Source organism: Flavobacterium soli DSM 19725, from assembly GCF_000422705.1.
Lineage (GTDB): Bacteria > Bacteroidota > Bacteroidia > Flavobacteriales > Flavobacteriaceae > Flavobacterium > Flavobacterium soli.
The window spans coordinates 286,079-300,606 of the sequence record NZ_AUGO01000001.1 but is presented as its reverse complement, the minus strand read 5'-3'; the positions used below and the strand labels follow the sequence as shown (position 1 = coordinate 300,606).

Sequence of the window (14,528 nt, the reverse complement as noted above, 5' to 3'; positions counted from 1 at the left end):
GGTACTCGGATGACCATAGGGCTGGAAGCAAGCAGGTAGATGGCAGCAATGGAATGCCTTCTTTTTATTTGGGCAAATTCGGAGGCAGTGATCGGGTTGCGTCCAGGTTTTGGATCTGATCCGAAACCGGCAGGGAGTCACGCTATAGTGGCCGTGGCTCCTTTTAGGGAGGCTAGTCCCCTTCGGCCTTCGGCAGCTCTGCCATAAGCCCCTCCACGATCCTTTGCAGCAATCCCACCTGTTCGTCCGTAAGCCGCGATAGCCGGTGATCGGCAGACCGATGCTGGTCCGCAAACGAAAAGAAATCCGTCGAAAATTCAGCAAACAGGTACTCGTGCTTGCGTAGTGCCGGATCGGCATAAACGCACAGCTGCCAAAGCGCCTTGCTGCTAAGGTAATGCGGCAGGTAAAAGGTACTTACGAAGATTAGGGTCCTGCAAAGGGAAAGGAAGAACAGTGCAAACAGCTGTTTCAGCCCCTGATAGTTGCGGTCGTTATGCTGGACGATGCTGGCAAACTGCAAGCCCGCATCGCGCGTGGCCTTCCCATAGAAATGCAGGTCCCCATGGTAGGGATGGTGGGGCAACTCCCAGTGGAAATCAGGATGGTACTGACTCGAGGAATACACCAGCTGTTGCTCCTGCACCAGCTCTACAAAGAACTGCTGGTACTGGTAGAGGTTCTTCTGGATCCAATACCGCTCGTGCCCCAGCAGCATGAAGTCCGCCTTACCCTCTGTGCGGTCGTGCAGTGACTGTGTGAGCGACTCTAACCTTTCATTCCCCAATCCTTTTCCGATCAGCAGCAGGTAATAGGTCGTGTTGGCACCGCAGGTGAGCTGGTGGAAAAGGTAGGCCTGTTCTACTTCCGCCAGTTGCGATAGGAACCTTATGGCCATGGCGACCGCTGGATCGTTAGGGGGTAACGCTACCGCGACTGGGTGTTGCGCTTCGGTCCATCTTTTCTTCGCACGACGCTTCAGGGTGGAAAGCCGTTGTGTTATGTGTTCAAAGAGTGTGTTTTCGGTCATGGCGATGGCCTCCAAAAGTGCCTCACCATAGTACATGTCCTGTTCGAACCCGCACTTCCGCGCCTGATCCAGGACATAGGGCAGGTACAGCTGTTTCGGGCTCTTGGCTACGAAATGCCGCTGCAGTTCGGGCAGGTAGGAAAACAGCTGGAGGATGCCGCTATTGAGATCGGGGTGGCCATGACGCCGGCCCGTATGCAGCCGCTCGAGTTGCTCCGTGTTCCAGATAAGCAGCCGCTCGTAGGTAGCCAGTAGGCTATGCGAAAAGCCATCCGCCTGGAGCTGTTGCAGCTGAACCTGATACAGTTCATGGTCGTGCTGCAACTGCTCGGTAAAGCGGTCCCATTTTTTCTTGAACCCCTTGCGGCCGAGAGTGGGAAGGGGTGCTGCTGCCAGCCCTTCTGCCCGATAGAGCAGGGCGTTGGGCTGGCAGTAGCAGAGCACGTAGGGATGTGCCCGATAGGAGGGAGACTGCAGCTGGGAGGTGTAGAAGAAGCATACATTGGTCTGGTGGTGGAGCAGTGCCTTGGCCACCCATGGCTGCTGTTGCAGCTGGTCGGCAATGGCCTTGTCCGCTACCTCCACCGTCAATTGTGCGACCTCCTGGTCTGCTCTGGGGGTATGGAATACGTGGCATACGGGATGTTGTGCGATGGCTTGCCGCAACATTGCGGCGAGGAACTCATTTTCAAGTGTCGGAAACGGAAGGGTAGTGGTGTTCATGGTAGTGTGGTTTTAAGGTGAAGCGGATAGGATTTTGGATGCAGGAGGCTCACCTGACAGGTGTAGAAGAACGGTCTAGTCATTTTGGCAAATTGCAGTTGCGTTATCGGTAGCCTCCGCATACAGGTACACCGCCTCCAGAAAGAGCCGAATTAGCGCCAGCCATGCGATCAGCTCAAGATGTTCCTTCAGTTCGGGATGTGTTTTTGGAAGCCGTAGCAGGTACTGTTCCGTATCTGTTGCCCGGAGGTGTTGCTGGAAGTTCAGGTGGTAGTCCACGCCCATGATTTCAAGCCCCAGCGAATGCAGGCCTGCTACCAGTTTGCTGCAAGGGATGGAACCCAGTACATAACGCAGGAGTTCCAAGCTGTCGTCATTGGGATCTGGAGGCGCCAGGAGGACATGGCTTAGCGGCAGTAGGAGTTGGACGCAGGCGATCAGCCCGGCCTTCCGCCAGTCGTCTTGCTGCACTCCTTCAAGTTTGGGTGGGTCCGAAAGCAGGGTTTCAAGCTCATGTTCGTGCAGCAGCTCGGCATAGCGGTGCAGCAGTTCCGGAATCTTTGGATTTTGGAGCAGGTGTTCCAGGGCGTAGGCCCCCTTTTCAAGGCGTTCCATCTCGTCAGGTTCCAGCAGTATCTCCAGTACGGTTTGGGCTTGCGAAACGTCCTTTACCAGCTGGTGGGCAGCATTTGTTTCTGGGTTAGTTTTCATAATGTCAGTGGTTTAGCTGGGGTAAAATTCGCAACACTCAGGAGGATATGCTATTCCGCTTCGGGATAAATTATCCTGCAGGCGTACTGCCTTTTTGGACACGCTCGACGCCCCGTTCCCTGATGAGCTGGGCCGCGTCCAGCATCTTCACCAGTTGCAGGTAGGGCGTCAGCAGGTCGTACCCGCCCGAGTCGTCGTAGGGGCAGAGGGCCAGGTGCACAAGCTCGCAGAGGAAATTCTCGTAGTGGCCAGAGGTATGGGTGGCAAAGGCGTTGCGGAACACAGAAAGGGGGTCGGCATACTCCTGCTTGTCCAGCGAAGCTTGGTGAAGTACGGAAATGCACAGAATGCCCTCCTTTACCTGCCATTTCTTGGTTTGGGAGAGGCGGTAACTGGCCTTCACAAACGAACGTAGTGCCGTATAGAAGAGGAATACATCGCCGGGATGCTTCCTATGGTACACCTCCTCCCTGCCAGTATGCAGCAGTGCCCCCGACAGCACCTCCTTGTATTCGTCGAGGTGCGCATAGTCAAAGAAGGCATCCAGCAGTTCTAAGGGACGGCGGAGGTCATGGCCCGACCAGAAATGGGCTTCAAGTGGGTCGATTGGTTTTTTCATGGGTGGTGGTTTAAGGTTTCGGAGGTAAAATTCCATACTGCATGACGGATATTCTATTCCGGCAGCGAATATTATATCCCGCAGTGTGGGATAATTCACCGATATTTTTTACCTTTGGGTAACCAAACTTTTAATCCGGATGCCCTTATCTTTGGGCCTGCAAAATGCACAGACGTTATGGAACAGAAAATACACCAGGGAAGGAATGTAAAACGATTCAGGGAAATGCTCGGCATCAAGCAGGAGGCATTGGCGTTTGATCTGGGGGCCGACTGGAACCAGAAGAAGATCTCCATGCTGGAGCAGAAGGATATTATCGAAGAGGACATGCTCAGGCAGATTTCCAATGCGTTGAAGATTCCTGTGGAGGCTTTTCAGAATTTTGATGAGGAGCAGGCGGTGAATATTATTTCGAATACGTTTAACGACCAATCGAATGGTTACAATTATTACCCAACTTTTAATGTGAATCCTATAGAAAAATGGATGGAAGCATTGGAAGAAATCAAGAGATTAAATTTGGAACTTTTAAAATCCAAAGACGAACAGATTAAGATGTTGGAGAAGCTAATCAATAAATAGATAACTTTTTTATCGAGTTAAATCTATTCTCTATGTATTTCTATTACGAGAATTATATTGCTATGAACTTTTTGAAAAACAGCAGGATAAACATATTTAGGACTTATCACATTTATGGCAAAAAATATTTTTTCATTTTACTTACTTTTTTCTATTTGCTAATTCACGTCCGTTTTCATCATGATTATCAGAAAATTCAATATTTGAAGGCACGAATGCTAAAGTAGGAGTGTCGTTATGAATATATCTATAAAGCCATCCTTCAGGTACTCTGGTTATTTTTAATGTTGTGATTAATTTGCTTTCACCTGTAAGTACAGTTTTTATAGTTGTGGTTTCATGTATAATTAATTCATAAATTGATTTTGCTATTTTAGTAGAATTAGTGTTTTTATTAAATTTTATTTTTTATAAAGTTGGTAGATGAGCCAAAAAGCAAATGCTGAGGCTGTATCAGATGCAAAATCCTTAGTATATTCAGGTCTTTTTTCTTCTATAGTACCGGAAAATGTTGATATATCTAATATATCTGAAATACCTCTTATTACACCATAGATAATATTTTGTGACTCTCTACCCTGTCTAGAAACAGATTTTGCAAAACCAAAACCTTCCATCTCAACTGCTGAAGTATCATTGTAATATTTAGTTATTAACTTTCCAATTGAAGAATCATAATGTTCAATTAATAAATCTCCCGATGCAATTATTCCTAAATCAGCATTTGGGTTACTTTTATATGTTCCTTTTATCAATGTCTTCCAATCATTCTTTAGTCTTTCCTTTTTTGCTTTTTCTGTTAATGCATACGTCAATGATTCCATATCTGGTCGAGCATTAAATGAAGATTTTGTTGCCTTTCCTCCTTCATATGAATATATCTTACTGGGGAAAATTACATCTCCAATTTTAAAATCATTTGGTTTACGGGATCCAGCAATACCAACAAAAAGAATACAACATGGATTAAAGTATTGTATTGCTCTCTCTGTTTCTTGCGCAGCATTTGAATTTCTTGCACCACATTCCCTTATAATAATCTTAGCAATTTTTTCACCAAGATGCTCAAATATACCAGATTCGTAAGATGTGTCATTTATATCATTATCCTTAATATCTGACAAATGAGCTCTCACAGCTAGATACTCTGGCTTTATTGCAGTTAAAATCACTATTGTTTTAATTTCGTTGATGCTAATTGAATTCATTTTATCCTTATTTGATATGTATGATAATTTGTTTTTAATAATTTCTTCCCAGTCACTAATTTTTGGATTGTAAGATGCTACTAGCCAACCTTCCTTGTTAAAATGTTTATCACTTATTTCTTTAAGATTTTCATGAGCCGTCAATCCAATTATAGAATCTGGACTACATAATTCACTCCTCCTAATTATTTGAGTTAATAGTGAAATACCTCCATTTGCCTTTGGGTATTCATTTTCTCGAACAGGTAAATTGATATCAAGAATTAAAAGATCTATGTGTTTTTCTGCTAAAAGAACACTAATAGCATTTACAGAATTTGAACATTTAATTATTCTTGTATCTAAAAGTGTTTCTTCAATAACGCCTTCTATTTTTTCTACTTTTGATGCTTCATCATCTACAATCAAAACAACCATCTATAAACTACTAATGAAATTAAATAATTCTTTTTCCCATTCTGTCTGATTAGATTTATAATAGATATAACCATAATAGAGTTCATTATATTTGGATTTGAGTTGTGTATCTAAGTTTTTTAGTGACAGTAGACCATCATCAAATTCATTATACTGTGTAATTATTTTAACAACTGATGACTTCTTATATCGTTTCATTTCTTTAAGAATATCTCTACCCCCAAAATTACGAGGCTTCCCAGAAAAATTTCCATTTCCTTGATCATATGATGGCAAACTCATATCTAATAATATAAAATCGAATTTTTCACTAAATATTTCCTTCAAACCACTTTGATATGAGAGTTTATATGTCATCTCACAGTGAGGGAATTTTTCTTTAATATAACCCAAAATTTCTTTCGCTTTTTCTGGATCATCTTCAATTAATAGTCCAATCATACCGTCAAATCTTTGATGTTAAATTTTATTGTAACTTCGAATGAGTCTTTGTCAAATGTAGGTATTATTGTGTAGTCTTTTTGATTTAAACCTACATAAATAGATTTACAAATCTTTAAGTAACCTGAGCCTTTTTCAAAAGCGACTGGTGAATCACCTTCATATTCATTAATCTTATTAATAATATCTTGAACTGATTTTGAAAGCTCTGTCAATTCTAAATTATGTGAAAGATTATTCTTGACAAGTATGGTCAAAATATCTTGATCCTCTCTTATGTCGATTTCCACTAGCAGATCTTCACCTAAATCCCGATTCTTACTTATAATATTGTCAAATAAGTTTATAAAAATATCTCCAAATGATTCGAAATATTTTCCGTTAAATCTTGATATAGAATTATCTTCAATCTTTACAGTTCCCTTTGTAAATGCATTTTTATTTATAATATCTATGTATTTTAAACTTGACTTTAGTATCATTTCCAAAGGAAACTCTTCAATGGATTTATTATATGATATTTTAAACCAGTTATTTATTTCTGTAGTAATGATTTGAATATCCGTCTTACAACTTAAAATATTACTACCTATAAGGTTCTTTTTGTTTTGTGGTAACCCAGTAATGTTTTGTATACTTTGATTTAATAATTCAAGAGTACTAACAAGTTGTGGAGTTAATTCATCTGAAATTTTGCCTCGTAAGATAACTAAGTTACTTTCAAGTTTCTCGTACAAAATATCAAAAGCTACATTTACAAATTCATTAAAATCCTTTATTCTCCCCATTCTATTGATAAAAATAAATTTTATATCATTGGTACTAAACTCAAAATCGAAGATAGCACTAATTGAAGGATTTTCTTTTGACTGCACATTTATCCACAACAAGCCTTCTTCAATTATTCTGTCAACCTCTCGTGAAAAATTTTTCAGTAACTCCTGAATTTGGATAAGATGAGAATTACTTACATCACTAAATTTTTCTTCCCAATATCTAACATTTTTATATTCAAATGAATTAGCTTCAAGAGAACTAACTAGTTTATGATTATCGAAAACACTTCTTAGAACATTGGAAAATGTTCCATGTCTAATTCTCATACTTAAAAACCCTTTAAAGCCATAGCTTTCATCAAATATAAACAACTGCTTAATAGTATTGAAAATTGTTGTAAAATAGACATAACGCATTTGGGGTACAAAAACTACATTATCATCTAATTGAGGATTGTTTGCTAGTTCGTAAAACGGAAGTAATTGTTCGTCAATTAGTTGCTGAAAATAATAGGGCAGATTAACTTTTCCCTTAGAATAATTTTCATTCAATTTGATAGAAGTGATATCAATCAGATTTGTATCAGTCAAGCTAAGATATCGATCGAAAACTTCTAATGCATTATTCTCTACAATTTTAAAGATATTGAGAGTGTCCACATAAATTCGACTTTCATGGATTTGTAGCAACCCAATTCTAATACTCGATTCGGTAGTTATTTTTAATATTTCTTCATTGTAGTAGTCTGTCTTAATAGGATTGAGTATTTTTAAATAATTTAGTATCAAAATTCTTTCATTTTCAACTTCTTCAATTGTATTAATATAAGGAGAATCTTCAATATTTTCCTTTGTACAAACTTTTTCAAAAAAATGAATTAATTTTTCATTATTGAAGTTTAATCTAATATCAAATAATTCAGAAGGTAAAAACAAAGAATTAGCAATTAAAAAATTTGCTATACTGTCATATAATGTTGTCTGCTGTTGATTGTATATTTGGAATAAGATAGGAATACTAATATTTTTATTTATTTCTTCATTTTCACATTCTAAAATAACTTCGGATATATCCTCATTAAAATAATGATCATAAGCAAAATCTTTTTTAAAATAATTATCGACAATTAAATCAGCGAATTCAGAAAATTGCTGTAATTCTATATAACATTTTAAAAATCTTCTATTGGTCCAAGTACGAATAAACTCAAAATCTTCTATTTTTTGTTTTTCAAGAATGCTAAAATCTTGTAATAATTTCAAAGCTTCACAATATTGACCTTTTACAATTTCTTTCGAAATAAGCATTTTCTTCGAAAAAAAAGTCACACCTTTTAACTCATATTTTTCGTCGCTAAATAAAAAATTATATGTTTGATATTTTAATAGCTGGGGTTTTACATTTTGTACAATTCTTTCAGTATTATAAGCATTAAAAAAGTTATACCTGATAGGATTAATATTTAAAATTGATGAGTTTACAATATGATTAGTGGTGCTGAAATTATATTCATATACTAAGAATTCCAAAATTGGCTGTGAAAACTTGAAATGTGCGATGGTGTAATAATAATCTAAAAGTCTCTGTCTATCGAAAAGATAGTTTTTTCCTTTCTCTAAGATTGATTTAATCAAATCTAACAATATATACAATTGAGTGTTTTCTGAAATATAATCGCCTAGTCGAGCATTTGTCATAATTAATGCTTTAACAAAAAACAAATATATTTCTGAACTATTAGGGTCTGATGCTAAAATTTCTTTAGCTAATGTTTTAACTTTATCATAATCATCTACAAAGTAATAGTCTTGAATAATGTAAAATGATTCGTTATCACTTGGTATCTTATACAAATGAGAGTTATTTCCAAGTAAACTTAATTTTTTCCAATATGGATCCTCAATAATATCAGCAATAACAGAAACTCTTTCAAAGAATAATTTTTCAGCTTGCTCATCCAATTCATTTTGACTAATTATAAACGGTATAACTTTCTTTAATGACTTATACCTATCTATTACAGAAAAATCAGACTCAAATCCTAATATAAAGTGAATATTATCTAGTCTTTCATCGGTATTCTGGAATATAGGATCATATTTAAAATTAATATAATCAACAAATTCAAGATCCTTCGAATAATTTAGCTTTTCTTGGGTTACTATAGCATCATACTGCCAAGAAGTGAATTTTTTCTCAATTCTGAGTTTGTCTAATTGCAATGTGATGAATAATTTAGCTTCAATTTCTTCCTCTGAAATTTCTTTCAATATCTCGATGTTTTCTAGTGAATTATCATCAATTTCATTTAGTAAAAACTCTATATTGATTGCGAAAACTGAATGACATACTTTGTCATCTAATAAGTTTAGAATATCGAAACATTGTGCATTTTTACTTAATAGAAAAAAAATTTCAATTTGTTTCTCTAAAATTAAGAATTGATTTATATGAATAGAGAATTTTATCAAAGTATCAAAAATCCAATTAAGTTCTTGTATAATATTTGAGTCAGTATTAATTATTGCTCTTTCTTGGCAAATTTTCAAATCTTCATTTGGTAACGGATTATTATACACCAAATCTGTGTAAGAAGCGGATAGTTTTGATAAAATATATTCTCTATCGGGCATAGTTGTATCATATTTCATCAAACTTTTTAAAAGTCCGCCTGAAACTTTACCTTTCTTAATTTGAATAACTTTTTCTCTTCTATGATCAGTTCTCTTACTCATATTTTATATTTGTGCCAAAATACAATATTTGCTTTTTATTTAGTAGTGTTATATATTTAAGATCGTATACTTAAAAGGGCAATTTGCATTGATGATAGTAACAATAAGTACACAAATTATTTAATCTTTAAAACAACAGTTTGTGCGGATTTGCAATCCGTGTACACAAAGACCTGTAAATAATCTCTTATTTAATTTCATTCTAGTTCCTTCCCAATCTATCTCATAAAATATTTAACGTAGTTTCAAATATACCAAATCTAAAATCTTTCTCCACTTCGGGAAAACCCTATTTTTTCAAATATTTTTTCCAAAGCTAAACCTTTTTATAGCATTAAAAATTACGGTTTTACGTAAAATACTAAATAATTGTAAAAAATAAGTGCGTTGTACAAGCTATATGGAGTGGGGTACATTCAAATATAGTAGTTTATTGCAAAAATGTAAAATAACAAAGATTGTTTTTGTACAGTAACCCTTGGTTTGTTGTCAGGAAAATTAGGGTATGGACCAAAGAGTAGTATTAGGGTTGGATTTTGGAACAATAACGCTTCAATATAAATAAAAAACCTCTTATTCAGAGGTTTCCTTTTCAAAATAGGGAGTTACGTTTTTATCGATGATGTAGCGTTGTATCTTTTCAATTTCACTCAGGTCTACATATTCAACCAAATGGCTCTCTTTTACATGCTTCCATGTTTTATGATTCTGTGGGAACTCTTTTTTATTGGGTTCTTGGCCCACAAGGAAGTATTTGCCCTTATCGTCGCTCGTATAATCGACTGCCTTGGTGAAGGATATGAACCGGGTCAAATCATTTTCTAAATAATACTGACGTTTGTCAAAGTCAATGGTTTGTCCAGCTACGATGACACCATTCTTGCCAATGAAATTTATGTCTACTGGTGTGACCAATTCTTTGAAGTCACTGGGACTTACGGAAACATTGAGGTTGACACGATCTTCAATTTTGGTGTAGAGCCTTGTTTTTACTTTTGATAGGATGTCCTCCTGTTTCTGAAAGATGAATTCGTCTTCAAACGTAAAGATATAGCTGTTGAACAGTTTTTTAAAGGATTCGTCGTTTAAGGGCAGCGCTATTGTTTTGGGTTCCGAAAAACTGACCAGATTGTTTGAATATCTGCTCAGATAGGAAAAATAAGAGGCTTGTATCCAATCCTTAGAACTATTTTCCTTGATTCCTAACTCCTGATCATTTGCAGTCGGGACAATATTGGAGGACAGGTTCTTAAAGTAACTTTTCAACATATTAAATTTAGAAATTGGCACAAGTCCCTTTAGGATATTCAACTTTGGATTGGAAACTTTAAACAGGGTATCTTCACCATTAGACATAAGCAATCCTACACTGACTTTTTCATTTAAGTTAGCGTTAAGTGTTAAATATAGTATGCTAAAAAACGTCTTCATGACTATTTGATATGTTTTTGAACCAATGTCCTAAAATTTGTTTCACAGGCTTTGAGCCACTCCTTGGAAAACAGGTTATTGTGTAAATGTACTTCTAATTGTTGGATATCCAAATTCCATTCAGCAGGTACAAGTGCAAGTATATTTTTTAAATTTATTTTGCATTCCTTTATGCAAAGGTAAAAATTTTCAATCAGTCTTTCAACAATTGCTGTTAAATTGCGTCCAGATTTAAACAGTATGTTAGCCAAATCGGTGTTAATAATGGATTCATTTTCAGTAATTTGGTAAAGACCTCGATTCAGGGTGTTTGAATTGAAAATAGAGTCATGGTCAAACGCATAAAAATAATATGCAGCATTGTCTGAGAATTCTAAAAGCAGGTTGCTGTTATTATGATTCCTGTCTTCATTGCTCAACCAGATATCAAGTAAGGCTATTTTTAGAAAGTCTTCCCGGTTTTTTATTTTTTTTCTAAAATTTTTGTCTTGAAAAGTGGGAATATAGGTGGAGTCGATTTCCTTGCTCGATTCGAGATATAGGGAACCAAAGCAGGGTTTTTTAAAGAATGCAGGTTGCAACAGGTCTGCATGTTCAATGGGCAGATGCTCTTCCAAAACGTCAATTAGGCAGATTTCAGGAGTTCTTAGACCCCAAAGGTTTGCAAACTCGGATCCTACCAGTTCATTAAAAAGGTGGGAATTGGACAATCTTCCGTGCTTGCATATCCATGTCTGCATATCTTCACAGGTGACTAGGAGGGGGGTTCCGCCAGTCATATAAACTTTATCGGGTGCATGTAAAGTTTTTAAAAGTTTGAGCATTTGCATTTTACAGTAAATTCAAATGTATGCAAAAATGTTTTACATTACTATTTTTAAGAATAATATTGCTTACTCTCAGTAATTTTCCGATGATTATCCACCACACTTTGCATGGAGGATTTGCAATCTGTGTCAGTAAAGATTGGTAAAATACGCTCCAATTGAATGCAATCTAGCTGCTTGCAAAGTCTGTACTTCCGAAGGACGCTCCAAATATATCAAATCCAAAACCTCCTCAAATAGGGTAAAACCCTATATTTTCAATTATGCTTTCCAAATCTAAAGCTTTTACCGCATTAAAAAGTACGGTTTTCCGTAAAGCAAAAAAAAAGTAGAAGATTCAGCACGTGGCTGCTAAGATTCCCCTCCTTTGGAGGGGTGCCCGAAGGGTGGGGTGGCAATGAAGCAAAAGGATTAGATTGCAGGCGATAAGAGATAGGTGGCTATTTTTTAGTGATACCCAGGCCGTCTGCTAAAAGAACGCACCCCGGTTGCCGCACGAATCCCTTCGTGCGGACTTCGGTTTATTATACTTCCAGATATACAAAATCCAAAACCTCCGCAACTGGCATAAAACGTTATATTTTCAATAATGCTTTTCAAACCTAGACCTTTTGCCACATTAAAAAGTACGGTTTTTCCGTAAAGCAAAGTGAGAAATTTAGCCACCAGCTGCTTAAATTCCCCTCCTTTCTAGGGTGTTCGCAGTTTCGAATGGGGTGTCTGGTCTTGTCAATTTCTAATATGGTTGCACTTGATGATCCATCTCCTAACTTTTTTCTCTACTAATTATGGGCTGATGAATGCTCTTGCCTACCTGCATAATATCAAAAGCCTGTTGGACTCCAATGCCTGGGGCAACCCCCATCAGCCAAAGGTGGGCAACATAGGTTCTTCAACATTCCTTCCATCCGGCTCATTGCATAAACATCAAAATTAAATTATAGGCAATGTCGAGCTAGATCATCGGCCAACCCTTGTGCCAGCAGGGTTTTTAAAAATGTAGGTTTTTTTTTAAACCATGCAAGGATTATTAACAAAATATTTGTAATCTTGCACGCCGTCAGAAGAGCTTGGATGCAATGTCCTTTTGATGCTTACTATCAAATTCCATCTATGAAAAGATTAGCCTTAGGCATTCTCGCCTTCCTTTATGCACAATCGGTATCTTCCCAGGAGCAACCGATCCTTTCCGATACGCAAACGTTGTGGCTAAGGGGCAATCCTGATGCTCCCTTCTTGGAGGAAAAAGGTATGACGGCGTACAATTTTAATTTTAATCCTGTTTTTGCTCCAGTTGAGGCCAAGGATCTGGAATACGGTACCAAAGTGAAGGATAAGTATTCGCTGTTTGCTGTTTTCAGGTCGGATAGTGAGGACGAGGTAACATTGATGAACTTAAAGCTGAATGGTAGTTCTACGAAAATTACCAACAAGGGCATAGTGAACGAAACAGAAAACCGTTACAGTAAGGTAGATACAAAGCAAGGCATTGTGCTTTCCTATTTGGTTGACCGCAAGGTAAGGGGAAGGAAGAAATCAAGAATGATTTTGGAAAACCTTTCAAGGCCGAATACTGAGGAGGGCTACAGGAACGATCTGATGGAGCTGCTCTGGTATGATCGCGTACTGGGCGACATCGAAAGGAGGAAGGTAGAAACCTATCTCTCCATCAAGTATGGTATATCATTGCTGGGACAGGTGGATTATGTGGATTCGGAAGGGCATACGATATGGGATTCCAAGGAAAATGCGGCTTATGGATCGCGCGTCACAGGGATAGGCAAGGATGGGTTCTGGGGGCTGGAGCAGAAACAGTCCGGGAATGCCCAGAAAGATGGCCTCTATTTGGGCCTTGGTGAAATGCACTCCAGCAACATTGAAAATACGAATGCAATCTCGGACAGGACCTTCCTGCTTTGGGGGGATAACAATGGTACCCTGAAGATGGAGGCCGGTAAGAAAGGAGCGGAGCATAGTAAAAAGATGAAGAGGGTCTGGAAGCTACAGCGCTCGATGGCAGCCGAAAGAGGAATTCCTGCAACACAGCTCGTGATCGATAAGGCTGCTTTTGGCCTTCTGGAAGCAGAAAAAAAGACAGGCAGCCCTAAGAAAGACGATTTCGTATGGCTGCTGATTGACAGGGACGGTGGTGCTACTTTTGATTATATTGATGCAGAGTACTACATGCAGTCAAGGGATGAGGAAGGAAAGTTGCTTTTTGATGGCATAGAATGGGATACGGATAAAAGTGGTACGGATACCTTCACGTTTATAAAGGCACCTGATTTCTTTGTGGAGTATGAAGTGGCGGATACGGATTGCAGCCCTGAAGAGGGTGAAGTTGCCGGTGCAATTATTGGGGGCAAGGCTCCCTTCAGGATTGGGTATGCTGCCGTGTCGGGCGATGCTGCTTACGAGGTAGATGGACGTTCCATCTCACTTCAGGATCTGGATGCGGGCGAATATGCGATCAGCGTAACGGATAGGCTGCAACAGACACAAAGGGATACCCTGAATGTGGGTGGCCTGAAAAATGTTACGGTTGATATGGCTTCCGAGTGGTGCCTCGGTGACGGGAGCGAGGCGATCATAACGCCACAGGTTGTAAACCCTTCAAAGGAAAAATTGTCCTTTGCATGGAAGAAAGGAGCAAGAGTACTTTCAACCGAAAGCCAATTTACAGCATTTGAGCCGGGTGACTATGCCTTGCTGGTGTCGAATGAACAAGGATGTCAAAAAGAACTCTTGTTCAGGGTAAACGCCTCAGAGGAATCGGCTCAGCGATGGGTGCTTTATCCCAATCCCGCAAAGATGGACGAGCCTTTTACCATCAGGTTCGACCTTGAAAAGGAATCCGATGTGTCGGTCGGCATTTTTGATTTTTCCAATAAATTATTAAAAAGCGAGCATCTGGGCAAACGGAAAGCATTCGCATATTCGGAAAAGCTATCCACGATCGGTACCTTCCTGATCGTTGTGACCATTGACGGAATAGCTGAATCAGCAAAAATAATCATTCGATAATCC

At 38.4% G+C, this 14,528-nt stretch carries 10 protein-coding genes; 2 read left to right on the top strand and 8 right to left on the bottom strand.

Translation table 11 applies throughout. The features are described from left to right. Nucleotides 1-172: 172 nt before the first annotated feature. The 3 genes from G508_RS0101325 to G508_RS19930 all read right to left on the bottom strand — a co-directional run bounded on the left by G508_RS0101325 (nucleotide 173) and on the right by G508_RS19930 (nucleotide 3,083). Complete coding sequence (locus G508_RS0101325) at nucleotides 173-1,753, bottom strand: hypothetical protein (protein WP_026703634.1); 1,581 nt, start codon at nucleotides 1,751-1,753, stop codon at nucleotides 173-175. A gap of 75 nt (nucleotides 1,754-1,828) precedes the next feature. Then, nucleotides 1,829-2,464 (bottom strand): hypothetical protein, encoded by a 636-nt coding sequence (locus G508_RS0101320; RefSeq protein WP_026703633.1) that lies wholly within the window; start codon nucleotides 2,462-2,464, stop codon nucleotides 1,829-1,831. Between the two features lie 70 nt (nucleotides 2,465-2,534). Continuing rightward, nucleotides 2,535-3,083 carry a hypothetical protein gene (locus G508_RS19930; protein ID WP_157485851.1) on the bottom strand — a complete coding sequence of 183 codons (549 nt, stop codon included), beginning with the start codon at nucleotides 3,081-3,083 and terminating at the stop codon, nucleotides 2,535-2,537. A gap of 177 nt (nucleotides 3,084-3,260) precedes the next feature. On the opposite strand from G508_RS19930, the gene G508_RS0101310 reads away from it, so the two are divergent. Further along, nucleotides 3,261-3,665 (top strand): helix-turn-helix domain-containing protein, encoded by a 405-nt coding sequence (locus G508_RS0101310; RefSeq protein WP_026703631.1) that lies wholly within the window; start codon nucleotides 3,261-3,263, stop codon nucleotides 3,663-3,665. A gap of 401 nt (nucleotides 3,666-4,066) precedes the next feature. On the opposite strand, the gene G508_RS0101300 is transcribed toward G508_RS0101310, so the two are convergent. From G508_RS0101300 to G508_RS0101280, 5 genes are all read right to left on the bottom strand, one after another. Then, complete coding sequence (locus tag G508_RS0101300; RefSeq protein WP_169628005.1) at nucleotides 4,067-5,281, bottom strand: phosphorylase family protein; 1,215 nt, start codon at nucleotides 5,279-5,281, stop codon at nucleotides 4,067-4,069. A gap of 9 nt (nucleotides 5,282-5,290) precedes the next feature. Then, the gene (locus G508_RS0101295; protein WP_026703628.1) at nucleotides 5,291-5,731 is read right to left on the bottom strand and encodes a response regulator; all 441 of its coding nucleotides are present in this window, start codon (nucleotides 5,729-5,731) and stop codon (nucleotides 5,291-5,293) included. Beyond that, nucleotides 5,728-9,243: a hypothetical protein gene (locus G508_RS0101290; RefSeq protein ID WP_026703627.1), complete on the bottom strand. Its 3,516-nt coding sequence runs from the start codon at nucleotides 9,241-9,243 to the stop codon at nucleotides 5,728-5,730. Before G508_RS0101290 ends, G508_RS0101295 begins: the two co-directional genes overlap by 4 nt. Nucleotides 9,244-9,816: 573 nt before the next feature. Continuing rightward, entirely contained in the window at nucleotides 9,817-10,674 is an 858-nt protein-coding gene (locus G508_RS0101285) for a hypothetical protein (RefSeq protein ID WP_026703626.1), read from the bottom strand. Nucleotides 10,675-10,676: 2 nt separating this feature from the next. Continuing rightward, on the bottom strand, nucleotides 10,677-11,498 hold the full coding sequence (locus G508_RS0101280; protein ID WP_157485850.1) for a HipA family kinase: 822 nt from the start codon (nucleotides 11,496-11,498) through the stop codon (nucleotides 10,677-10,679). A 1,116-nt stretch (nucleotides 11,499-12,614) separates the two neighbouring features. On the opposite strand from G508_RS0101280, the gene G508_RS0101270 reads away from it, so the two are divergent. Continuing rightward, the gene (locus G508_RS0101270; RefSeq protein ID WP_157485849.1) at nucleotides 12,615-14,525 is read left to right on the top strand and encodes a T9SS type A sorting domain-containing protein; all 1,911 of its coding nucleotides are present in this window, start codon (nucleotides 12,615-12,617) and stop codon (nucleotides 14,523-14,525) included. Nucleotides 14,526-14,528 lie beyond the last annotated feature (3 nt).

Coding starts and splice junctions, on each gene's coding strand:
- G508_RS0101325 (WP_026703634.1), bottom strand. CDS start 1,753: ATGAACACCACTACCCTTCCGTTTCCGACACTTGAAAATGAGTTCCTC.
- G508_RS0101320 (WP_026703633.1), bottom strand. CDS start 2,464: ATGAAAACTAACCCAGAAACAAATGCTGCCCACCAGCTGGTAAAGGAC.
- G508_RS19930 (WP_157485851.1), bottom strand. CDS start 3,083: ATGAAAAAACCAATCGACCCACTTGAAGCCCATTTCTGGTCGGGCCAT.
- G508_RS0101310 (WP_026703631.1), top strand. CDS start 3,261: ATGGAACAGAAAATACACCAGGGAAGGAATGTAAAACGATTCAGGGAA.
- G508_RS0101295 (WP_026703628.1), bottom strand. CDS start 5,731: ATGATTGGACTATTAATTGAAGATGATCCAGAAAAAGCGAAAGAAATT.
- G508_RS0101290 (WP_026703627.1), bottom strand. CDS start 9,243: ATGAGTAAGAGAACTGATCATAGAAGAGAAAAAGTTATTCAAATTAAG.
- G508_RS0101285 (WP_026703626.1), bottom strand. CDS start 10,674: ATGAAGACGTTTTTTAGCATACTATATTTAACACTTAACGCTAACTTA.
- G508_RS0101280 (WP_157485850.1), bottom strand. CDS start 11,498: ATGCTCAAACTTTTAAAAACTTTACATGCACCCGATAAAGTTTATATG.
- G508_RS0101270 (WP_157485849.1), top strand. CDS start 12,615: ATGAAAAGATTAGCCTTAGGCATTCTCGCCTTCCTTTATGCACAATCG.